We start from the raw sequence: 21414 nt of genomic DNA, 5'->3' as shown, positions 1-21414 counted from the left end.
CGGAAGGAGACCAGGGTGCCGACACCGCCCGACCCTGAACAGCCGCACCCCGGACCGGTCCTCGAACCCGTCCGCGTCGTGCGACTGCGCCGCTTCGACGCCCTCGCGGAGCTGATGCGCGAGATGCTCCCGGAGCGGGAGACGTTCGAGTCCTTCGGCACGGCACCCCGGCCCCGGCCGGGTGACGGCACGCCCCGGACCTCCGCCACCGAGGACGACACCCAGGAACTGCCGCCCTTCGCGGCCACTCCGCAGGCCTCACCCGATGACGCCGGCCGCGCCGCCCCGGGGCTCCGCCGGGCCGCCGTCGCCGTGGCCGTCGGCGCGGCCGCGGTCATCGGCTTCGGCTGCGCCCTCCTGCTCCCCACGCGGCAGGAGGCAGACGCGAGCCCACAGCCGACCCACCCCGCCACGACGGCACCGGCGACGACCGCCCCGGCCGCGCCCGCCACCACCCCGGCCGCCGACCCGGACGGCGCGGGCACCCTCCGCCAGGGCGACACCGGCCCCGAGGTCGCCGAGCTGCAGCAGCGCCTGCTGCGCATCCCCGACGTCTACCGGGACGGCTCGACCGACGGCACCTACGACGCCGTCCTCACGGCGGCCGTGGCCCGCTTCCAGCTCTGGTACGGCATCAGCGGCGACGAGACCGGCGTCTACGGCAACGACACCCGCCACGCGCTGGAATCCCGGACAAGCCTCGACGGCGGCGGCTGAGCACCCCCGCTCGAACGCCGGGCAACGGCTCTGAAAAACTTCGTGGACGACCGGCCGGCAGGCCCCACCATGGGTACCCGCCCCGCGGCCCGCCGCCGGGCGCACCTCGCACCACGACCGAAGGCCACGCCGATGACCGGCTCCCGCATCCCGGGCCTGCTAGTGCCCGCCGTCTTCCTGCTCGCCCTGGTCGTCGGCATCTGCTGGTACGTGCGGCACCGCAACGACGATTGACGACGCCGACGGGATCGAGGGCGACGGTGACTGACGACGGCCGACAGTGACTCGCTCAGCGGCTCATGCCGCGTACCGCCAGTGCCTCGCTGACCGCGCGGACACTGCGCGCGATGTGCTGCAGCTGGAGCACCTCGGCCGCGTACAGCTTGATCGTGTGCTCGATGACCGACTCGGGCAGGCCGAGGACGGGCAGCTCGGCCCGCGCGGTCTGCAGTGCCGTCCGGGCCACCCGGATCTCCTGCTGGACCTGGATCTGCGCGTGCCGGGCGAGCAGGACGGGGTGTCTGATCAGCGCCGGGTAGCTGGCGTAGCGCGCCGGGACCAGATCGCGCAGCCACTTGGCCGCCGAGCGTTCCCAGTCGTAGCTGCCGGGCATCTTGACCTGGCAGGGCCAGTCGGGGCTGAGGCGCGTGGTGGTGGTCAAGGACATGGGCAATCGCTTCCGGTGTGCGGCGTCGTGAGGGTGGTCCGACGGTTTGGGGCGGCCCCGGCCTAGGGGATGACCGGGGCCGCCACGGGCGCATCGCCTGGGCGGTGCGCCACCGAACACCCTGATCGCCGACGTGGGTAGGGACGGCGGCTGAGGGGTGTCCGTGCGGGGGCCCCGGGCGCGGAGGACCTGCGCGGCTGGAGTGCTTGCGTGCGCATGGGCGGTCCGTCGGCTTTCTCGGGGCGGTGTGCGAGCGGTGAGTCCCGCGGGTGCGGAACGTGCCCGGAGTCGACCGGGCGCGATCCGTGAGCAGTATTTATATATGCCGTCGTCTTTGCAAGACGTATGAAAACATTCATGCGAGATATGCGGTGAATGATCCCTGGACGGCAAAAGATCCCCGTGCGGAGGGCGTCTGGCAGGAAGAACTGCGGGAAGGGTCTCCCGCGGGCGAAGGTTCAGTCCCTCAGGAAGAACTGCTGCTGGTCGGCGACCTGTTCGTACTTCTCCAGACGGGCCTGGGTGCGCTCCGGATCGGCGTCGGTCATGGCCTGCAGCAGGGCCGCGGCCATCACTCCGGGCGCCGCGTAGGAGTCGAAGACCAGGCGGGAGCCGGTGCCGGTGGCGAAGGTGACGTCGGCCTCGTCGGCCAGCGGACCGAGCGCCAGGTCGGTGATCAGGGCGACCTTCAGGCCCGCCTCGCGCGCGACCCGGAGCGCGGTGAGCGTCTCCTGTGCATGCCGGGGCATGGCGAACGCCAGCACCCAGGTGCCGCCGGCCTCGCGCGACTGCAGCAGCGCGTCGTAGGCCACGCTGCCGCCGCGGGTCACCAGCCGTACGTCGGGATGGATGCGGCGGGCGGCATAGCCGAAGTACTCGGCCAGCGACACGGAGATCCGCAGGCCCAGCACGGTCAGCGGGGTGGAGCGGGACAGCGCGCGGCCGACGCGGATCACCCGGTCGGGGTCGGCGAAGTCGCGGCGCATGTTCTCCAGGTTCTGGATCTCGGCGTCGACGGCCGCCTGGAGCTCGTTGGCGCGGTTCACCTCGGCGGGCCCGCCCGCCAGCGTGCTCAGCGCGATCGACTGGAGTTTCTCCCGCAGCGCCGGGTAGCCGCTGAAGCCGACGGCGGCGGCGAAGCGGGTGACGGAGGGCTGGCTGACGCCCACCCGGTCCGCCAGCTCGGTGATCGACAGGAACGCCGCCTCGGTGATGTGCTCGATCAGGTACTGGGCGACGCGGCGCTGCCCCGGGGACAGCCGGGGGCCGTCGAAGAGTTCCCTGAGCTGGGAGGTCGGTGCGGCCCCGGCCTCCGGCACGGTCTTGCCCGAGGTGATCGCTGATGCCTGGGCGCGTGCCTGCTGCGGCGAGGGCACCGGCCCGCCTCCTTTGTCTCCCACGACCACTCAACATAGCTCACCGACCGTCATGACCAGGGGCTGTGACGGGCAGGCAGGCTCACCGCCGGTACAAGGTGATCGAATGACCCACTTGATCGACTGGTCGGCTCGACTCGATCAATTCGGCCAGTCGACCACGTGCCTTGGCCGCCGCGGAGTCCGACACGACCAGCAGCCCGTGCACCCGGCCCGGCGGCACCGTGCGCGGATCGGACGCGTGGATGCCGTAGTACGACGGCACACCGCTGCCCTTGTAGACCAGCCACACCCGCTCGCCCGGATACCGCTGCCGGAGGCGGTCGGCGAGCCGGCCGAGGTCCTGGCCCCAGTCCACGTTGGAGTCGTGCAGCAGCCGGTGGGTGTTCGCCGGCCCGCCGAACGCCTCGTTGGCGTACGGCAGGTAGTACGGGAACGTCCGCAGCGAACTCACCGCCACGAACAGCACCAGCAGTCCCGTGAGCACCCCCGACCGGCGCCACGGCAGCGCGAGCACGCAGGGTGCCGCCACCGCGAGGAACACCGGGACGAACAGCGCGTACCGGGTCCCGAAGTCCCGCGAGCCGGTCATCGCCGCCGCCAGCAGCACGGCGGGCGGCAGCAGCAGATACGGCGCGGCGGGCCGCAGCCGCCGTACCGTCACAGCGGCCACGGCACCGGCCGCGCCCAGCGCGAGCAGCCCGAGCGGTGTCTTCACCAGCAGGGCGGCCGGCAGGTAGTACCAGCGCGAGCCCGTGTACAGGTGCCCGAACAGAAAGCCCTGCCAGGGGTAGTCCTCCAGGCCGAACTGCACCCGCATCCCGGCCCGGTACGCCTCCGGGAGCGGCAGCAGTTCCGTCACACGCCCGCGCAGCCCGTGCACGGCCGGCACCGGCTCGGCGGGCGTGAACCGCAGCCGGGGATCGACCGCCAGATACGTGGCCCACACGACGGCCACCGCCACCAGCGCCACGGCCGCCGCCCCCGCGAGCCCCAGGAGCACCTTCCGACGCCGCTCGGCGCCGCGCCGGGCGCCCCACACCGACACCACCGCGAGCAGCATCACCACGGGGACCGCGGGCAGCGCGCTCATCTTCGTCGCCACCGCCGCCCCGAGGGCCGCCCCGGCCAGGGGCAGACACCACCGGGGCCGGTCCCGCGCCCGCCGCACCAGCCAGGCGGAGGTCAGCACGAACCCGGCCGCCGGCATGTCCAGCGTGGCCAGCGAGCCGTGCGCGAGCACGTCCGGGGAGAAGGCGTACAGCGCGAGCGCCGCCAGACCGCCCGCCGCGCCCACCAGTTCACGCGCGAACGCGAACACCACCAGCCCGAAGAGCAGGGTGAGCGCGATCACCGGCAGCCGTGCCCACAGCATCAGCCGCCAGGGATCGTTGCCCGACTCGTACAGCAGATGCCGGCCCACCTCGCCCTGGGTGCCCTGGTACGACGAGTCGTAATGCGGGTCGGCCACCGCCACCCCGGCCGCGATCAGCAGTTTGCCGAGCGGCGGATGCTCGGGGTTGTAGCGCAGCCGGTGCTCACGCAGGTAGTCGGTGGCCGTGGCCACGTACACGGGTTCGTCGATGGTGGGCGTCTGCCGGACGGCCGTGGTGACCATCGCGGCGGCCATCTGGGCCAGCAGCAGCGCCACCAGGACCGGCACCAGCCACCGCCGCCGGCGGCCCAGCAGGGCGTGCCAACGACCCCGGGCCGTACTCGGCTCGGGGCTGCCGTCCCCGGGTGCCTCGGGTACGAGAACCTGGGCCGTGTCCTGTGCGCGCGCCATCATCCGCCCCACGCTGACACCGGCCACGCGGTGGCGGGAGCGGGCCGGGGCCGGATCATGGCCCTACTGTCGCACCGCTCCCGCCACCGGGGGCGTCACCGCTTCACGAGTCGTACCGACAGACCTTCTGCCGTGTACACGGGTACGGCCCGCAGCGCGTCGGAGTTCACCTCGACGCGGTCGAACTGCCCGCGCAGCCGGGGTACGTCGAGCACCGGCAGCGTGCTGCCCGCGGCCGGCGGCCGCTCGGTGTCGAGGCGCAGCGACAGCACGGCCGAACGGCCCAGCACCGCGAGGTGCTTCACGGTCAGCGGCGCCTTGCGGCCCGCGCGCAGGGTGACCTCAAGCGTGCCGGAGTCCTGGGCGTAGCCGCCGCGCACCCGAAGCCGCTCCGCGACCCGCAGGGTGCCGTCCGAGACCCGCACGTCCCCGTGACCGAGGGCGTCCTCGGAACCGGCCTCCAGCGCGCCGGACTCCAGCACCGTCCCGCCCGTGTAGCGGTTGCGGCCGGTCAGCGTCAGCGTGCCGGTGCCGCGCTTGGTCAGGCCGCCGCACCCGTCGATGTCGTTGCGCCAGCTGTCGGCCGCCGAGAAGCCGCCGGCGGCCGCGTCCAGGGTGACGGTGACGTCGGAGTCGAAGGCGCCGTAGCCGTCGGCGGCGGCGAACAGGTTCAGCCGCCCCCACTGCTCGACGCCGTCGAGCAGCACGTACCCGGCGGGCAGCCCTGTGGTGCGCAGCACCTCGCGGCGCTGGTCCGCGTCCAGGTACGGCAGCCGGGTCTCCAGCAGCACCTCCGCGCCCTTCGGCACGGTCAGCGGCGCGCTGTGGCCCTGCCGGGTCAGCACGTACGTCAGCCGGGGCCGGACCGAGCGGGCGTTGGCGTCCCGGTCGGCGTACGGGTCGGTGTCCGGGTGCGCGTAGCCGTACAGGGTGTCGGCGGTGGTGCCGGTCCGCTCGGTGAAGTAGGCGAGGGCCTGGGCGCGGGCGGCGGCCTTCAGCGGGGCGTTCGCCGGGTCGGCGAGGGTGGCCGCGGCCAGCGCGGTGGCCATGACGCGGCCGCCGATGACGTCGACGGTGTTGTGCATGCCCGCCACGATCCGGGTGTGGCTCAGCTCGAAGGCGCGCGTCACCAGCTCCTGGAACCGCTCGGGCACGGCGTACGCGTACGCGAGAGCGGCCAGGTGGAAGGCGTTGGTGTGGCCGCTCGGGAAGCCGCCGTCGTCGGTCGGCGAGGTGCCGCGCTGGCGCAGCAGCTGAGGGGCGACCACCACGTCGGACTCGTACACCGGGTAGCCGAGCGCGTCCTTCGCGCCGGTGTCGACCACCTCGCTGTCCTCGTTCATGCGCCACGGACGCGGGTACTGGTAGGCGTACTTGGCCGGGTTGCCGGAGGCGTACGGGCCGCGCACGGTGTCGACCAGTTCGGCGACCTTGCCCAGCGCGGAGTCGTGGGCGCCCGCGCCGAGCGCCGAGCCGGCCGGGGCGTTCGCGGGTACGGCGTCGCTGACGGTGGTCGCCGGGGTGCCGTCGGGCGCGCCGGTGATCGACGTGACCGCCTTGGCGCCCGCCTTGTAGAGGTCGGCCAGCGGGCCGAGGCCGGCGATCATCGCGTAGCTCTGGTGCTGGCGGTCGTAGACGAACGCCTCCTTCGCCTGCGCGTCGGTGCGCTCGCCGGTGATCCGGGCGCAGTAGCGCATGTTGGCGCGCAGCACCTCGGGGCGCAGCGGGGTGCCGGTGTTCCAGGCGGAGCCGGTCTTCCACACCTGGGCGAAGCCGCCGAGGATCCGGACCACCGCGTTGGTCTCGGGGGTGAGGTTGGCGAGGACGTTGGTCCGGTAGTCGTCCACGAACGCGGCGGCAGCGGTCGCGGCCTTGGCGTCGGCGGCGGACAGCCACGTGGCGAAGGTCGGGGCGGCGAGCACACCCGCCGACGCGCCCAGCGAGGTCTTGAGGAAACCGCGTCGGCCCAGGGCGGTTCCACGGGCCGGCGAGGAGGAGCGGAGCCCGGCGGGTGACGGCATGCGTGTGCCTCTCTTGAGTTCTTCGGCCGGACGGCGGCCGGGGAGTGGCCCGCGGGACCGCCCGGCGCGCACGGCCGTGACGTCCGGTCGCGATGTGCCGGAATGTGCGATCCCGTGGGGAAGAAGTTGAACGAGTGAATATCTAGGGCGAGGTCGTGTCCCGCCGGGGAGTCCCCGGCGACGCGGGCGTGTGCGGCAGGTGAACGCGGGGGCGCGGTTCACAGGATCGAACGCGCCAGCGCCACCGCCCCGTTGACCGGCGGCACCCGCAGCGGATGCGGCCGTGCACCGGGCAGGGCGTCGGCGAGCGCGGTGGTGAAGGCGTCGTACAGGAGCGGCTGGGCGAGAACGGTGCTGCCCGCGACCACCACGTCGTCCACGACGAGGCCGCGGTCGGCGAGCCGGACGACGAGCGCGGCGAGGGAGCGGCCCCCGGCGGCGATCACCTCACGGGCGAGCCGGGAACCCGCCTCGGCGGCCGAGAAGAGGACCGGGGCGTGCTGTCCCCACTCGGCGGAGACGTCCGTCGCGCTCTCCAGCGCCGCGCCGAGCGCGGGCACTTCGGGCACGTCGAACGCGGCGAGCAGTCCGGCGGCCAGCGCGTCGGGTGCCTCGCCGCGGTCATGGGCGGCCCAGCAGGCCCGCGCGGCCTCCCGGACGAGCCCGGCGGCGCCGCCCTCGTCGCCGAGGACCGCGCCCCAGCCGCCGACCTGCACCGGCGTGCCGTCGGCCGCGTGGCCCACGGCGACCGAGCCGGTGCCCGCGACCAGACCGACCCCCTTCTCCAGCCCGGCGGCGGGTACGAGGAGTTCGGCGTCGCCGACGACCAGCGCGGGCGCGTCCAGGACATCGCCCAGGGCGGCCCGGATCGAGGCGCACTGGCGCGGGGTCTCGCAGGCGTGCCCGCCCACGGCGAGGGCGGCCGGGATCAGGCCCGTCGGCAGGGCGTCGTCGAGGAGCGCGGCCAGCCAGGCCGCGGCGGCGGCCGGGGCGTGCGGCCGCCAGCCGCTGCTGGAGCGGACACGGTCGGCGACCAGCTCGCCCCCGGCCAGTGCCCGGAGGTGGGTCTTGGTGCCGCCCACGTCGACCCCGACCACGAGGGGGTACGGAACGTCCTGCACGGTTCCTCTTTCGTCGTCTGCAGGGAGCTGCGCTGCGGGGAGCTGTGCTGCCTGGTGCTGTGCTGCGACGGCGGGCGAACCGTGCCTGGACGAACGGCTGCAGAAGGTGTCGGGAAGCCCCGGGACGGGCTTCGGCGGCGGCCACGGCAGGCGAGTACCGTGGAGTTCGTTAGGAAATTAACTAACGAAGTAGAGTGCGTCAAGAGGCGCGCATCACCCGTGCCCTCACCAGCAGATTCCTGCGGTTCGAACCTGGGGGAGAGCATGAACCTGAGCGAGAGCGCCCGCGCGGTGTTCGCCGTCCTGGCCGCGGCCGGCTCCGCCACCCGCCCCCGGCTGGCGGCCGACGCGGGCCTGTCGAAGCCGACGGTCTCCGGTGCCGTGGCCGAGCTGGAGGCCGCGGGGCTCGCCGCCCACTCCGGTACGGCTACCGGCGGCATCGGCCGCACCGCCGCCGTCTACCGGCTCGGCCCGGCCGCCGGGACCGTGCTCGCCGTGGATCTCGGCCCCGCCCACACCCGGGTACGCGGCTGCGCCCTCGACGGCAGCCTGCTCGCCGAGGCCACCACCTCCCGCGCGGACGCCGCCGAGGCCGTGCGAGGGACCCTCGTCGCGCTGCCCGCCGACGCCCCGCTGCGCACCATCGTCGTCGCCGTCGGCGACGTCACCGCACAGGACCGGCAGGGCGCCGGCATGCGGCCCGCGACCGCCAAGGCCGGCCCCGCCTTCGACGCCATGGCCGTCGCACTGCCGCCCGGTGTCCCCGTCCACCTCGAGAACAACGTGAACTGCGCCGCGCTCGCGGAGCTGCACGAGGGTGCCGCCCGCGGCCGCCACACCTTCGGCTACCTGCGGATCGGCGTGGGCGTCGGCCTCGGCATCGTCGTCGGCGACCGGGTGCTGCGCGGCGCGAACGGCGCCGCGGGCGAGCTGGCCCGGCTGCCCTACCCCTGGGACGACGACCGCGCGCCGCGCCGCGAGGCCCTGGAGGAGTACGTCGGCGCGAGCGCCCTGCTGGGGCGGGCCGTCGCCGCCTGGCAGCCCGCCGACGGCCCCTGCCCGCGCTCCACCGAGGAGCTGTTCGCCCTCGCCGGGCAGGGCCGGGCCACGGCCCGCGCCGTCGTGGACCGCCACGCCGCCGACGTGGGCCGGCTCGCCGCCGCCGTGGCCGCCGTGCTGGACCCCGGACTGATCGTGCTCGGCGGCAGCACCGGCGCTGACCCGCAGCTCCTGCCCGGCGTACGGTCCGAGCTGGAGCGGCTGAGCTGGCCCACCGAGGTCGTCAGCAGCACCGTCGGGGATCTCGGTACCGTCACCGGTGCGGCCCGGCTCGCGGTCGCACGAGGAGTCCAAACCGTGACCGAGGCCCTGCGCGTGAAGGATTGACGGCCTCCGACTTGGTCTGCCAATGTCCGGACAAGCGCTTTCTAAGCCGGGCGGGAACCCCGGCTCGAGGTGAGCGTCCCGGCCGTACGCGACGTACGGCAGCCGCACGAGGGCGCGCTTGTGCGACGACGGCCCTCATGGCCGGGGACCCCACCCGTCAAGGCGACGCGGCCGGGCGAGGCCGCGCCCGGAAAGCGAAATTTCCTGCAAAATGCACCCGTGCCGCCTACGTCGGCGCCGTGCTCCGTCCCCTATGACGAAAAGGGATCGAAGATGACCAGTGTGGGTGTGCGGCGCTCCCGCCGACTCGGCCGCGGCGGCATACGCCGCGTGGTTCCCCTCGCTGCCGTGGCCACGGCAGGTGCCCTTCTGCTCTCCGCCTGCGGCGGGTCGGGGTCCGGCTCGGGCGGCACCTCCAAGTCGCTGACGTTCTGGATCTCCACGGTCCCGGGGCAGGACGCGGGCTGGAAGAAGCTGGTGGCGCAGTACAAGAAGGAAGCCGGCGTCTCCGTCAAGCTCGTCAACATCCCCTACGACGGCTACCCGACGAAGCTGCACAACGCTGCGCAGGCGAACTCTCTGCCCGACGTGGCGGACGTGCCGGCGCTGGACCCGATCTGGTCGAGCAAGCTGATCGACCTCAGCTCCATCGCCGACAACAAGACCAACAACATCAACGCCAACTTCCTCGCCAAGGACTCGTCCGGGAAGGTGCTGTCCATCCCCTCGGACGTCACCGCGTCCGGCCTGTTCATCAACGAGACGCTGTTCAAGAAGGCCGGTGTCTCCTTCCCGACCTCGCCCCGGAAGACCTGGACCTGGACCGACTTCATCAAGGCGGCGGACAAGGTCCGGGAGAAGACCGGCGCCAAGTACTCCCTGACGTTCGACCAGTCGCCGTCCCGACTGCGCGCCATGGTGTACGAGCTCGGCGGGAAGTACGTCCACGCGGACTCCTCCGGCAAGTTCTCAGTGGACGCGGCGACCAAGAAGGCCGTGAACTACTTCGTCGGACTGAACGACGACAAGACCATGCCGAAGTCGGTGTGGACCAGCGGCGCCGACCCGTCGGCCATGTTCCAGAGCGGTGACGTGGTCGCCTACTGGTCCGGCGTGTGGCAGGTTCCCGCCTTCGCGGACAGCATCAAGAAGTTCGACTGGGCGAGCGTCCCGACTCCCGCCGAGCCGGTCCAGGCCAGCGACGTCAACAGCGGCGGCATGATGGTCGGGTTCAACAACAACGGCGCCGCGGCCACCGCCGCGCAGAAGTTCCTGTCCTGGATCTACGAGCCGGAGCACTACCAGGAGCTGTGTGAGGCGTCCGGGTTCCTGCCCGTCGAGAGCGGTCTGACCCCGAAGTACCCCTTCACCTCCGACGCGGCGCAGGCGGCGTTCAAGCTGTACAACGAGGAGATCCCGCTCTACGCACCGATCTCCGGGTACTTCAACACCGCGCAGACGAACTGGGTGCTGAAGGGCAAGAGCCTCACCACTGACCCGACCAAGACGGAGCTCGGCAAGGCGATCAACGGCCAGCAGTCGGTCGGCAAGGCGTTGGACAACATCGTGGCCGGCTACAACCAGCAGGTCGGCGGCTGATCGTAGGCCGGCCCGCCCGGGCGGCGGGGTCGAGACGCCGCCGCCCGGCCTCGGGCGCCCACGTGATGCCGGGCTCATGGCGTGAGCCCACAGCAATCCAATCCACCAGCACGGAGTCAGGGAAGATGACAAAACGCGCCTCGGACGTGTCCGCGAGCCCGCCCAGGAGACGCCGCAGCAGCTACACCTTCGCGCCGCTCGTCCTCATCGCGGCCAATGTCGTGCTCTTCGCGCTGTTCTTCGTCTGGCCTGCGGTGATCGGGCTCGTCTACTCCTTCACGAACTACACGGGCGTGGGGGCGTTCCAGTTCGTCGGACTGGACAACTACCACAACCTGTTCGGGGACTCCACCTTCTACGACGCGCTGGCCCGGACGCTGCTGTACACCGTCCTGTTCGTTCCGCTGAACTTCGTGCTCTCGCTGCTCATCGCCAACGTGCTGGTGAGCAAGCACGCCAAGGGCACGTCGGTCGCCCGCGTCATCTTCTTCATTCCGTGGCTGCTGTCGCCCATCGTCGTGGGCGTCCTGTGGCGGTGGCTGTTCGGCGAGAACTTCGGGCTGGTCAACTACGTCGTCGAGAAGCTCGGCGGGCACGCGATCCCGTGGCAGTCGAACGCGGACCTGTCGCTGCTGGTGGTGGTGATGGCCGCATCCTGGGCCTGGACGGGCTTCTCGATGCTGCTGTTCATCGCGGCGATCAAGAACGTACCGGTCTCGTACTACGAGGCGGCCGCGCTCGACGGCGCCGGTCCATGGCGCCAGTTCATCAGCATCACGCTGCCGAGCATCGCGCCCACCTCGTTCATCGTCATCCTGCTCAACACGATCAACGCGATGAAGGAATACCCGCTGTTCGTCTCCCTCAACAACGGCGGACCCGGAACGTCGAACAACCTGCTTGTCCAGTACATCTATCAGACCGGCTTCCAGCGGGGCCAGATCGGCTACGCGAGCGCCGCGTCGTTCGTGCTCATGCTCATCCTGATGGCCGTCGCGATCATCCAGCTGATCGTCAACCGACGGGTGGAGAACCGATGACAACCACAGACATGGCACGCCCGGTCGACGCCGGTTCCGGACGGGCTGTCTCCAAAAAGCGGCCCCGTGGTGCGGCCGGCGGTGGGCTCCGGCGGGCGGTGCCCGCGACGACACTGCTGTGGATCCTGGCGTGCCTGTACGGGTTGCCGGTGCTGTGGTTCATCCTCAGCTCCCTCAAACCGGCCGGGGATCTGTTCTCCTATCCGCTGACGCTGGTTCCGCACCACCCCACCCTGTCGGGTTACCTGACGGCGTGGCGCAGTGCCAACTTCTCCCAGTACTTCATCAACACGACCATCGTGTGCGTGATCACGACGATCCTCACGGTGGGAGCCAGCTGCTGCACCGGGTACGCGCTGGCCAAGTACGACAACAAGTGGCTCAAGGTCTTCTTCATCTGCATCCTGGCCACCACGATGCTGCCGGGCGAGGTCATGCTCGCCCCGGAGTTCCTGGTGGTCCGCAACCTCGGCCTCTACAACTCGTTCGCCGGCATCATCTTCCCGGCCGTGCTCACCGCGACCGGATGCTTCATGTTCCGCCAGTTCTTCCTGACAGTTCCCGACGAACTCGTGGAAGCCGCACGCATCGACGGCGCCCGCGAACTGTCGATCTTCCTGCGGATCATGGTGCCGCTCTCCCGGCCCATCATGCTGACGCTCGCCATCCTGTCCTTCCAGTGGCGGTGGAACGACTACATCTGGCCGCTTCTGATGCTCAACGACCCCGACAAGTTCACCGTGCAGATCGGCATCCAGAGCATCGTCGGCGCGCAGAACATCAACTGGTCGGTACTGCTCGGCGCATCGGTCATCTCCATGATCCCTCTGATCGTCATCTTCCTGGTCTTCCAGCGTTACGTCATGGGCGCCGACATCAATGCCGGACTGAAGGACTGACCTTGCCGCTCGACCACGAGTTCGTCCGCGCGGTGGCCCGCGCCGCCGACCGGCTGGCCGCCCCGCTGGCGGCCGGCCCCGACGAGGAACCCGCCGGTGTGACCCACCGTGCTCTGGCACGCCGGGTGAAGACTCTGGTCGCGGCGTACCGTTCCACGGACTCGGCACTGCACGGCAGCAGGCAGGTCGTCGCCGCCACGATGACCCACCTCCGCGCCCTCCGGGCCGCGCAGACCACCACCGGCCTCTTCGCCGGCGGCGACAACGTGCAGTCACCGCCGGATTCGGCGTTCACCGTCAACGACGTGTGCGACGCGCACGTCCTCGCCGCCGGCGCGGGGCCGGAACTGGGCGACGTCACGGCCGCGCTCGCCGAGATCGCCGGCGCTGCCTCCGGCAGTCTCCTGACCGGTGGGGTGCACACTCCGAACCACCGCTGGGAGCTGTGCGCGGCGCTGGCCCGGCTGCACCGGTCGTTCCCGGACGACCGGCTGCTCGACCGCGTAGAGGAATGGCTCGCCGAGGGCGTCGACATCGACGCGGAGGGCCTGTACTCGGAACGGAGCGCCAACTACGCGGCCCACGTGTCCAACCCTTCGCTGCTGCTGCTGGCCGGTGTGCTCGGGCGCGCCGACCTGCTGGACGCCGTCGAACGCAACCTCGCCACGACCCTGGACCTCATCAGGCCGGACGGCACGGTGGAGACCGTCCACTCGCGACGGCAGGACCAGAGCCACCCGTTCCCGCTGGCGCCCTACCTGCCGCACTACCGGCTGCTCGCGATCCGCACCGGCCGGGGCGACTTCAGCCGGGCGGCGCGGCTCGCGGCCGCCGGCGGCATCGACGACCCCGACCTGCTCGCCGAGACCCTCCTCGCCCCGGACCTGTGCCGCCCCCTGCCGGCCCCGGCCGCGGAGACACTTCCGCGCGACCGGTACATCACCACCGCACGCCTCGCCGCCCGCGCCTCGGCCACCGCGCACACGGTGGTGTACGGCGGCTCCGACGTGCCCGAGCACCGGCGCATCCGCTCGGGTCTCGCCTGCAATCCCACCTTCCTGCGCCTGTTCGCCGGCGACGCAGTCCTCGACGCGGTCCGTCTCTCGCGGGGGTTCTTCGACATGGGCCCGTTCCGCGCCGGCGGCATGCAATGCCTTGCCGACAGCCGCTACCGGCTCACCGAGACCCTCTCGGCCGCCTACTACCAGCCACTCCTGCCGGACCAGCGGCGGGACGACGGCGCCTACCGGATGGCGGACGAGGGACGCTTCTCGGCCGCGATGGCCTTCCCGGACCGGCCTCGGGACGAGGTCTCACACACGACCCGCGTCGAGGCGGACCTCAGGGAAGACGGTGCCGACCTGCGGATCGACATCAGCGGACCACGGGTGCCCTGGGCCCTCGAACTGACCTTCCGGCCGGGCGGCGTGCCAGAGGGCGCCGTATCGATCGGCGACGGGCGCTGGTGCCTGACGACCGGGCCGATGACCTACCGGGTCGGCGACGACGAGATCCGGGTCGAGGCCGGCGTCGAGGCAGGCGAACCGCTGGCCGGGCCGGACCGGAGCGACGTACTGCGGTACGACCCGGGTCAGGACTACACCGTGGTGGGCGGCACCGATGCGACGACCGGGAACCGCGTCTACATCGGTGGGCACGGCCCGCACACCCTGACCGTCGCACTGCGCGCCCGCCGGCCCGAACCTGTCGTGTGACCCCGACGACCTACACCATGGTCACCTCAGGCATGAAGGGCTGATCCCCGTGCACCTCCCGCCCCGTCCCGTGCACCTCCCCCACCAACGCAACCCCCTGCACAACCTGCCCGACACCCCCGAGGCCTATGACGCCGTCCTCGCCGACGTCGTCGAGCAAGCCCTGCGGCGGATGACGCCGGAGGGCAACCTCGAACACCCCGACTGCGTCGACGACATCGGCGACACCTCCCTCGGCATCACCTCCCTGCTGGCGCTGGCTTGGCAGCGGACCAAGAACCCGAGGCTGCCGGAGGCGGTCCACCGCAGCCTCGCCTTCCATCTGCGCGAGCGGATCTACAACGAGGGCAACCCCGGCTACCCGAACCTGAAGATCCGCAACTCCCGTCTCCCGTATGCCCGTTACGTGCTGGAGACGGGCGCGCACCCGATCGGCGACTGGCCGAGCACGGTGTGGGCGCTGCTCCAGGCCGTCAACATCCTCGACCTCGCCGAGGCGCTCGTCGGCGACGAACAGCGGGCGGAACTGCTGGAGTTGGCGCGGGGCTACTGGCGCTGGCTCACCGACGCGACCTACTTCAACCCGCAGGAGGCCGGCAACCAGGCGATCGGCTGTGTGGTCGGCGGTCTGATGCTGGCGCGTCATCTGCCGGACGTCCAGGCCGAGTCGGTGCGCGCGCGGGCACTGAAGCTGTACAACGACGAGATCCGCGCCCACCGCGTCCGCGACCGGGGCGCCCTGCTGCCGCCCGAGCACGGCGGGGCGTACGACAACAACTACGGCCCGATCTCCCTGTCCTTCCTCGCCCAGGCCCACCGGGTCAGCGGCGAGGAGGTGTTCGCCGAGGACGGCGAGGCGCTCGCCCGCTACCTCGACGCCCGCCTGACCAGCGGCGGCTTCGACAACGGCGGCCCCCGCTACAGCGAACAGCACTCCGGGTTCGAGTCCGTCCTGGGCCTGCGCTACTTCGGCGCACGTATCGGCTCGGACCTGGGCCGCTACCGGGGCGACACCCGCTGGGGACGGCACGCGGTCCAGCGCGACGGCCGTATCGACGGGCACTTCGCCTTCATGCTGGTCTGGCAGATCCAGGACACCACCCGCTGGCACCGCACCCCGTCGGCCGCCCCCGTCCGCCACCAACTGCGCTCCGGCACGGTCTCCGTCGCCTTCGACAGCCGCATGACCCCCTCGCTCGTCGAAGCGGCCGGCACCTACTACCTGCCCGCGGCCGTACACCGCCAGCACGGGTTCGGCCCGGTCACGGACGGCTTCCTGCTGTGCCGTCCCATGGGCGAGGTGCGCGTCCGCGACGTCCGCGCCGACGGGCTCGCGGCCAAGCTGGTCACCAAGCCGGTCGTCGGCCGCGACCATGTGCTGCGCCATGTGCGGTCGCTGTACGTCACCGACGGCACCAGCCTGTGGGTGACGGTCGCCGTGGAGCGGCTCGACGGGGCGCCGTACCTGCTGTCCGGGCTGCCGTACGCCGCCGACGACGGCGAGCGGGGGCGCCGCGTCGCCGAGGGCGAGGTCGCCTCCGCGGGCGGGCTGCGCCTCACGCATCCCACGGACCAGAGCCCCGACCACTTCGACGCCCGCGGCGAACTCACCCAGGAACAGGCGGCGTTCGCGCTCGCGGCCGACCCGCGCGGCTACGGCAACCCCGACGAGGGCTGGCGCCACCTGGTCGGCTCCACCGCGCTGGAGGCCGACCCGGCGCCGGGCGCTCCGGAAGGGCTGCACGTGTTCGCCGTACGGTACGGGCCCGGCGGGTGCCCTTCGCGCCCGCCTTCGACACCGACGAGCAGGGGCTGACGGTACGCACGGAGGCGTTCACCGCCGTGCTCGGCGATCCGGCGGGCGATGCCGCCGGTGAACCCGTTCTTACGCTGAGCGCCTGAGCCAGGGCAGCGCACCGGGCGGCACCACCAGGTCCGCCCGGTCCCGCGTCGTCGCGATCAGATCGGCGTTGCGCTGGTCCGTCCCCAGCACCCAGGCCACGGCCGCCTCGCGGTCCTTGCCGAACTCCTCGTGCCGGGCGACCAGCCGCCGGATCCGCTCCTGCTCGTCGATCTCGCAGAACCACACCTCGTCCAGGCACGGCCGCACCCGCGCCCACGAACCCTGCTCCAGCAGCAGGTAGTTGCCCTCCGTCACCACCAGCCGTGCCGTCGGCGGCACCGGGATCGCGCCCGCGAGCGGCTGTTCCAGGATCCGCTCGAACCCGGGCGCGTACACCACCTCGTCGGTCTCCTCGCGCAGCCGCCGCAGCAGCGCCGCGTACCCGGCCGCGTCGAAGGTGTCGGGGGCGCCCTTGCGGTCCCGGCGGCCCAGCCGGTCCAGTTCGACGTCGGCCAGATGGAAGCCGTCCATGGGGACGTGCGCCACCCAGGGCGGGCCGTCGGCGTTCAGGGCGCCCACCAGGTGCTCGGCGAGCGTCGTCTTGCCCGCGCCCGGGCCGCCCGCGATCCCGAGGATCGCGCGCCGCCCGCCCCCGGCGAGGGCACGAGCGCGGGTGAGGAGGTCGTCGAAGGTCAGCGGCACACAGCAGAGTGTGTCACCGGCGGCGACAACGGTGAGAGTCGGGTGGGAAGGTTCGAAAGTATGGCTCATGTGGCGCTCGCCACCCACTGGACGGCGCCCCATGGGGAACAGTGCTGGGTATGACTCAGCTCGGTCTGCCCGACACCATCCTGGCCTGTCTCTTCGACCTCGACGGGGTCGTCACCAAGACGGCCGTCGTGCACGCGGCCGCCTGGAAGGAGACGTTCGACGCGTTCCTGCGTGAGTACGAGGGCCCCGAGGCCCGGCCGTTCGACGAGATCGGCGACTACGACGAGTACGTCGACGGACGCCCGCGCGCCGACGGCGTCCGCTCCTTCCTCGACTCGCGCGGCATCCACCTGCCCGAGGGCACCCCCGACGACCCGCCCGACGCCCGGACCGTGCACGGCCTCGGCAACCGCAAGAACGACCTGCTGCTGGAGCGGATCCGCACCGGCGGCGTGGAGGCCTACGAGGGCACCCTGCGCTATCTGGAGGCCGTCCGCGCGCGGGGTCTGCGCACCGCGATCGTCTCCTCCAGCGCCAACTGCCGGGACGTGCTGAGGGCCGTCGGCGCCGAGCACTTCTTCGACGTCCGCATCGACGGCGTGGTCGCCGCCGAGCGGAACCTGCCGGGCAAACCGCACCCCGACACCTTCCTGGCCGCCGCCCACGACCTGGGCGTCGAGGCGACGCGGGCCGTCGTCTTCGAGGACGCGCTGGCCGGCATGGACGCGGGCCGCGCGGGCGGCTTCGGATACGTCGTCGGCGTCGACCGGGTCGGACAGACCGACGCCCTGTACGCACACGGCGCGAGCATCGTCGTCAAGGATCTCGCCGAGCTGGGAGGCAAGCAGTGATCACCCACCGGTCGTACACGGTCGAGCCGTGGGCCGTGCGCGAGACGGACCTGAACCTCGACGTCCTCGCCCAGAGCGAGTCGGTGTTCGCGCTGTCCAACGGCCATGTCGGCTGGCGCGGCAACCTCGACGAGGGCGAACCGCACGGCCTGCCCGGCAGCTACCTCAACGGCGTGCACGAGGTGCACCCGCTGCCGTACGCGGAGGCCGGCTACGGCTATCCGGAGTCCGGGCAGACGGTCATCAACGTCACCAACGGCAAGATCCTCAGGCTCCTGGTGGACGACGAGCCGTTCGACCTGCGCTACGGCCGGCTCGTCGCCCACGAGCGCGTCCTGGACCTGCGCCGCGGCGTGCTGGAGCGGACCTGCGAGTGGACGTCCCCGGCCGGCTCCACGGTTCGGGTCCGCTCCACGCGACTGGTGTCGCTGACCCAGCGGGCGGTGGCCGCGGTGGCCTACGAGGTGGAGGCCGTCGGCCGCCGCAGCCGGGTGGTGATCCAGTCGGAGCTGGTCGCGGGCGAACAGCTGCCCGGCTCGAACGGCGACCCCCGCGCGGCGATGGCGCTGCAGTCGACGCTGGAGCACGAGGACGAGTTCGCCTCCGGCAACCGGCTGCGGCTGGTGCACCGCACCCGGCGCAGCGGCCTCCGGGTGGCCGTGGCCGCCGACCACGTGGTCACCGGTCCCGAGCGCACCTCGACCCGCAGCGAGAGCGGCCACGACATCGCCCGGCTCACCGTCACCTCCGTACTGGAGCCGGGCCAGACGCTGCGGGTGGAGAAGCTGGTCGCCCACGGCTGGTCCGGCACCCGCTCGCTGCCCGCGATGGCCGACCAGGTGGACGCCGCCCTCGCGGCCGCCGCCCACGACGGCTGGCAGGGACTCCTGGACGACCAGCGCACCTACCTGGACGACTTCTGGTCCCGCGCGGACGTCGAGGTGGACGGCGACGAGGAGATCCAGCAGGCTGTACGGTTCGCCCTCTTCCACGTCCTGCAGGCCGGCGCCCGCGCCGAGCAGCGGGCGATACCCGCCAAGGGCCTGACCGGCTCCGGCTACGACGGGCACGCCTTCTGGGACACCGAGATGTTCGTGCTGCCCGTCCTCACCCACACCGCCCCCGAGGCCGTCGCCGAGGCACTGCGCTGGCGGTACAACACCCTCGACGAGGCACGCGAGCGCGCGGCCCAACTGGGGCTCGGCGGGGCCGCGTTCCCCTGGCGGACCATCCAGGGCGCGGAAGGCTCGGCGTACTGGCCGGCCGGCACCGCGGCCTTCCATGTGAACGCCGACATCGCCGACGCGGTCGTCCGCTACGTCGAGGCCACCGGCGACACCGCCTTCGAACGGGAGACGGGCGTCGAACTGCTGGTGGAGACCGCCCGCCTGTGGCGCTCGCTGGGCCACCACGACCACCACGGGGTCTTCCACATCGACGGCGTCACCGGCCCCGACGAGTACAGCGCGGTCGCCGACGACAACACGTACACCAACCTGATGGCCCGGCAGAACCTGCTCGCCGCCGCCGACGCCGCCGAACGGCACCCGCGCGTGGCGGAGCGCCTGGGCGTCGACGCGGAGGAGAGCGCGGTCTGGCGGGACGCCGCCGAGGCCGTGCACATCCCCTACAACGACGCACTCGGTGTGCACGAACAGCACGCCGGATTCACCCGCTACCAGCGCTGGGACTTCGCGAACACCCGCCCCGACCAGTACCCGCTGCTGCTGAACTTCCCCTACTTCGACCTCTACCGCAAACAGGTCGTCAAGCAGGCCGACCTGGTGCTGGCCATGTACACCTGCGGCGACCGCTTCGACGACGAGCAGGTGGCCCGCAACTTCGCCTACTACGAGCCGCTGACCGTACGCGACTCGTCCCTGTCCGCCTGCTGCCAGGCCGTCGTCGCCGCCCAGGCGGGCCATCTGCGGCTCGCCTACGACTACACGGCCGAGGCGGCCCTGATGGACCTGCAGGACCTGGAGCACAACACCCGGGACGGGCTGCACATCGCCTCGCTGGCCGGGACCTGGATGGCGCTGGTCGCGGGCTTCGGCGGGCTGCGCCGCGACGGCGAGGGAATCCGCTTCGCGCCGCGCCTCCCGGAGCGGCTGCGCCGCCTGGCCTTCAGCCTCCAGTTCCGCGGCCGCCGCCTCAGGGTGGAGATCGGTGCGGACAAGGCGACGTACACGCTGCTGGACGGGGAGCCGCTCACGCTCCACCACCACGGGGAGGCGCTGCGGGTGAGCACCGACGAGCCCGCCGTCCGCTCGGTACCCCCGGTCAGCCCCCGCCCGGCCCCCGAGCAGCCCCCGCACCGGGCGCCGAACGGCGGCTGAGCGTCAGTCCAGCACCCCGGACAGCAGGCCGAGCAGGTCGCCCGTCGCATCGGCGGCGAGCAGGGCGGGGAGGGCGCCCAGGGCGAGGACGGCGAGCGCGGCGGGCCACAGGTGCGGGGGCGGGCTCGTCTGGAGCGCCGCGATCCGGCGGGTGACCGCGCGGTCGGTGAAGTTCAGGGTGCACGCCGGGTGGGCCCGTCCGGCGGTGAGGGCGGCACGGGCCAGGGCGCGGGCGGTGGTCCGCCGGTCCCCGACGGCGGTCGCCGCCTGCTCGTCCGCCCAGCGCTCCACGAGGAAGACCACGGCCGAACGGACCGGTGCGAGCAGCGGGTTGGCCGCCGCGGCCAGGGTGGCCGCGGTCACCAGCGGCCCGTGCCGGTGCGCCAGATGCGCGCGCTCATGGGCGAGCAGCACCCGCCGCTCGTCCGGCGCCAGCGCGCCCAGCATCGCCGAGGTGACCAGGATCCGGCCCGGCCGGCCCGGGATCGCGAACGCCTGCGGCACGTCGGAGGCGGCGACGATCAGTTCCGTGTCCGCGGGCTGCCCCGCGCACAGCCGCCGCAGCGCCCGCCGGGTGCTCCGCTCGGCGCGCACCGCCCGGTGCACCCGCCACACGACCACGGCCAGCGCGACACCCGCGGCGACGCCGATCACCTCCGGCACCGGATCCACCAGGCGACGCCCGTCCTCGCGGGCCTCCCGCACCACCGGCGGCGCGTCCCCGAGCAGTGCGGCCGCCAGCAGCACCAGCGTCCAGGTCGTGGCCGCGGCGGTCAGCACGGCCGCCGACGTCAGCACGCGCGCGGCGAGCGCCGGCGCCACCCGGCCGCTGATCACCGGGGCGACGACGGACAGCAGCAGCGACAGCAGCAGTGGGGTGTACACGTCGAACCTCATGCGCCGCCTCCGGCGAGCAGTTCCCGCAGCGCCCGCTCCTCCTCGGGGCTCAGGCCGGTCACGAACTGCTGGAGTGCCGCGATCGGATCCGGGCCCCGGTCCAGGGCCTCGTGCATCGCCTCGGCGGTCAGCTCCGCCGCGTTCTTCGCCGGACGGTACGCGCCGCGCCGCCCGTCGGCGTCCCGGAGCACCAACCCCTTGTCGTACAGGCGTTTGAGGATGGTGTGCACGGTGTTGTAGGCGAGGCCGCCGCCGATGTCGGTCTGGATCTCCGCCGGGGTGAGCGGCCGCTCGGTGGCCCAGAGCGTGGCCAGGACCTCGCTCTCCAGCTCCCCGGCGCTGCGTCGCTCCGCCCTGCTGCGGGACCCTGTGCCAGCCATGCCCCAACCTTACAGCGCGTAGGGCCGTGGGCCGGATGGCCCTCTTCGCTCGGCACGGGCCGCTGA

General features: G+C 72.5%; 17 protein-coding genes and 1 pseudogene. 10 read left to right on the top strand and 8 right to left on the bottom strand.

What is annotated here, in order from left to right:
* The first annotated feature begins 15 nt into the window (after window positions 1–15).
* Together CRP49_RS39685 and CRP49_RS47305 are read left to right on the top strand one after the other, a co-directional pair.
* Window positions 16–717, top strand: a complete 702-nt coding sequence (locus CRP49_RS39685) for a peptidoglycan-binding protein (RefSeq protein ID WP_097258230.1) — start codon at window positions 16–18, stop codon at window positions 715–717.
* 69 nt (window positions 718–786) lie between these two features.
* Window positions 787–951, top strand: a complete 165-nt coding sequence (locus CRP49_RS47305) for a hypothetical protein (protein ID WP_179851943.1) — start codon at window positions 787–789, stop codon at window positions 949–951.
* A gap of 55 nt (window positions 952–1006) precedes the next feature.
* Here the strand turns inward: CRP49_RS47305 and CRP49_RS39680 are convergent, their stop codons facing one another.
* The 5 genes from CRP49_RS39680 to CRP49_RS39660 all read right to left on the bottom strand — a co-directional run bounded on the left by CRP49_RS39680 (window position 1007) and on the right by CRP49_RS39660 (window position 7688).
* On the bottom strand, window positions 1007–1384 hold the full coding sequence (locus CRP49_RS39680; RefSeq protein WP_167444307.1) for a hypothetical protein: 378 nt from the start codon (window positions 1382–1384) through the stop codon (window positions 1007–1009).
* A gap of 458 nt (window positions 1385–1842) precedes the next feature.
* Complete coding sequence (locus CRP49_RS39675) at window positions 1843–2760, bottom strand: MurR/RpiR family transcriptional regulator (protein WP_097258229.1); 918 nt, start codon at window positions 2758–2760, stop codon at window positions 1843–1845.
* Window positions 2761–2842: 82 nt separating this feature from the next.
* Complete coding sequence (locus CRP49_RS39670) at window positions 2843–4549, bottom strand: glycosyltransferase family 39 protein (protein WP_097259282.1); 1707 nt, start codon at window positions 4547–4549, stop codon at window positions 2843–2845.
* Window positions 4550–4641: 92 nt separating this feature from the next.
* Window positions 4642–6567: a phosphatase PAP2 family protein gene (locus CRP49_RS39665; RefSeq protein ID WP_097258228.1), complete on the bottom strand. Its 1926-nt coding sequence runs from the start codon at window positions 6565–6567 to the stop codon at window positions 4642–4644.
* 218 nt (window positions 6568–6785) lie between these two features.
* Window positions 6786–7688, bottom strand: a complete 903-nt coding sequence (locus tag CRP49_RS39660) for an N-acetylglucosamine kinase (RefSeq protein WP_097258227.1) — start codon at window positions 7686–7688, stop codon at window positions 6786–6788.
* A 264-nt stretch (window positions 7689–7952) separates the two neighbouring features.
* Here CRP49_RS39660 and CRP49_RS39655 point away from each other — a divergent pair, with 264 nt between their 5' ends.
* The 6 genes and pseudogenes from CRP49_RS39655 to CRP49_RS39630 all read left to right on the top strand — a co-directional run bounded on the left by CRP49_RS39655 (window position 7953) and on the right by CRP49_RS39630 (window position 16229).
* The gene (locus CRP49_RS39655) at window positions 7953–9074 is read left to right on the top strand and encodes an ROK family protein (protein WP_097258226.1); all 1122 of its coding nucleotides are present in this window, start codon (window positions 7953–7955) and stop codon (window positions 9072–9074) included.
* Window positions 9075–9347: 273 nt separating this feature from the next.
* A complete protein-coding gene (locus tag CRP49_RS39650; RefSeq protein WP_097258225.1) occupies window positions 9348–10673 on the top strand; it encodes an extracellular solute-binding protein in 1326 nt (441 codons plus the stop codon).
* 125 nt (window positions 10674–10798) lie between these two features.
* Window positions 10799–11713: a carbohydrate ABC transporter permease gene (locus CRP49_RS39645; protein WP_097258224.1), complete on the top strand. Its 915-nt coding sequence runs from the start codon at window positions 10799–10801 to the stop codon at window positions 11711–11713.
* Window positions 11710–12612 (top strand): carbohydrate ABC transporter permease, encoded by a 903-nt coding sequence (locus CRP49_RS39640; RefSeq protein WP_097258223.1) that lies wholly within the window; start codon window positions 11710–11712, stop codon window positions 12610–12612. Before CRP49_RS39645 ends, CRP49_RS39640 begins: the two co-directional genes overlap by 4 nt.
* Window positions 12609–14327 (top strand): hypothetical protein, encoded by a 1719-nt coding sequence (locus CRP49_RS39635; RefSeq protein WP_097259281.1) that lies wholly within the window; start codon window positions 12609–12611, stop codon window positions 14325–14327. Before CRP49_RS39640 ends, CRP49_RS39635 begins: the two co-directional genes overlap by 4 nt.
* A gap of 70 nt (window positions 14328–14397) precedes the next feature.
* A pseudogene (locus CRP49_RS39630) lies at window positions 14398–16229 on the top strand (hypothetical protein).
* Here the strand turns inward: CRP49_RS39630 and CRP49_RS39625 are convergent.
* Entirely contained in the window at window positions 16213–16872 is a 660-nt protein-coding gene (locus CRP49_RS39625; protein WP_097258222.1) for a nucleoside/nucleotide kinase family protein, read from the bottom strand. The pseudogene CRP49_RS39630 and the gene CRP49_RS39625 sit on opposite strands and share 17 nt — an antisense overlap.
* 119 nt (window positions 16873–16991) lie before the next feature.
* Between CRP49_RS39625 and CRP49_RS39620 the strand changes: the two genes are divergently transcribed.
* Together CRP49_RS39620 and CRP49_RS39615 are read left to right on the top strand one after the other, a co-directional pair.
* Window positions 16992–17732, top strand: a complete 741-nt coding sequence (locus CRP49_RS39620; RefSeq protein ID WP_097258221.1) for a beta-phosphoglucomutase family hydrolase — start codon at window positions 16992–16994, stop codon at window positions 17730–17732.
* Window positions 17729–20071, top strand: coding sequence for a glycoside hydrolase family 65 protein (locus tag CRP49_RS39615; protein WP_097258220.1), 2343 nt, complete (start codon window positions 17729–17731; stop codon window positions 20069–20071). Before CRP49_RS39620 ends, CRP49_RS39615 begins: the two co-directional genes overlap by 4 nt.
* A 3-nt stretch (window positions 20072–20074) precedes the next feature.
* Here the strand turns inward: CRP49_RS39615 and CRP49_RS39610 are convergent, their stop codons facing one another.
* Both CRP49_RS39610 and CRP49_RS39605 read right to left on the bottom strand, forming a co-directional pair.
* Window positions 20075–20968 (bottom strand): M48 family metalloprotease, encoded by an 894-nt coding sequence (locus CRP49_RS39610; protein ID WP_097258219.1) that lies wholly within the window; start codon window positions 20966–20968, stop codon window positions 20075–20077.
* On the bottom strand, window positions 20965–21348 hold the full coding sequence (locus tag CRP49_RS39605) for a BlaI/MecI/CopY family transcriptional regulator (RefSeq protein ID WP_097258218.1): 384 nt from the start codon (window positions 21346–21348) through the stop codon (window positions 20965–20967). The genes CRP49_RS39610 and CRP49_RS39605 overlap by 4 nt, the downstream gene beginning before the upstream one ends.
* Window positions 21349–21414: the final 66 nt, after the last annotated feature.

The sequence above is a fragment of the Streptomyces sp. Ag109_G2-15 genome (genome assembly GCF_900215565.1).
GTDB lineage: Bacteria > Actinomycetota > Actinomycetes > Streptomycetales > Streptomycetaceae > Streptomyces > Streptomyces diastatochromogenes.
This window is presented reverse-complemented; position numbering and strand designations above follow the sequence as displayed.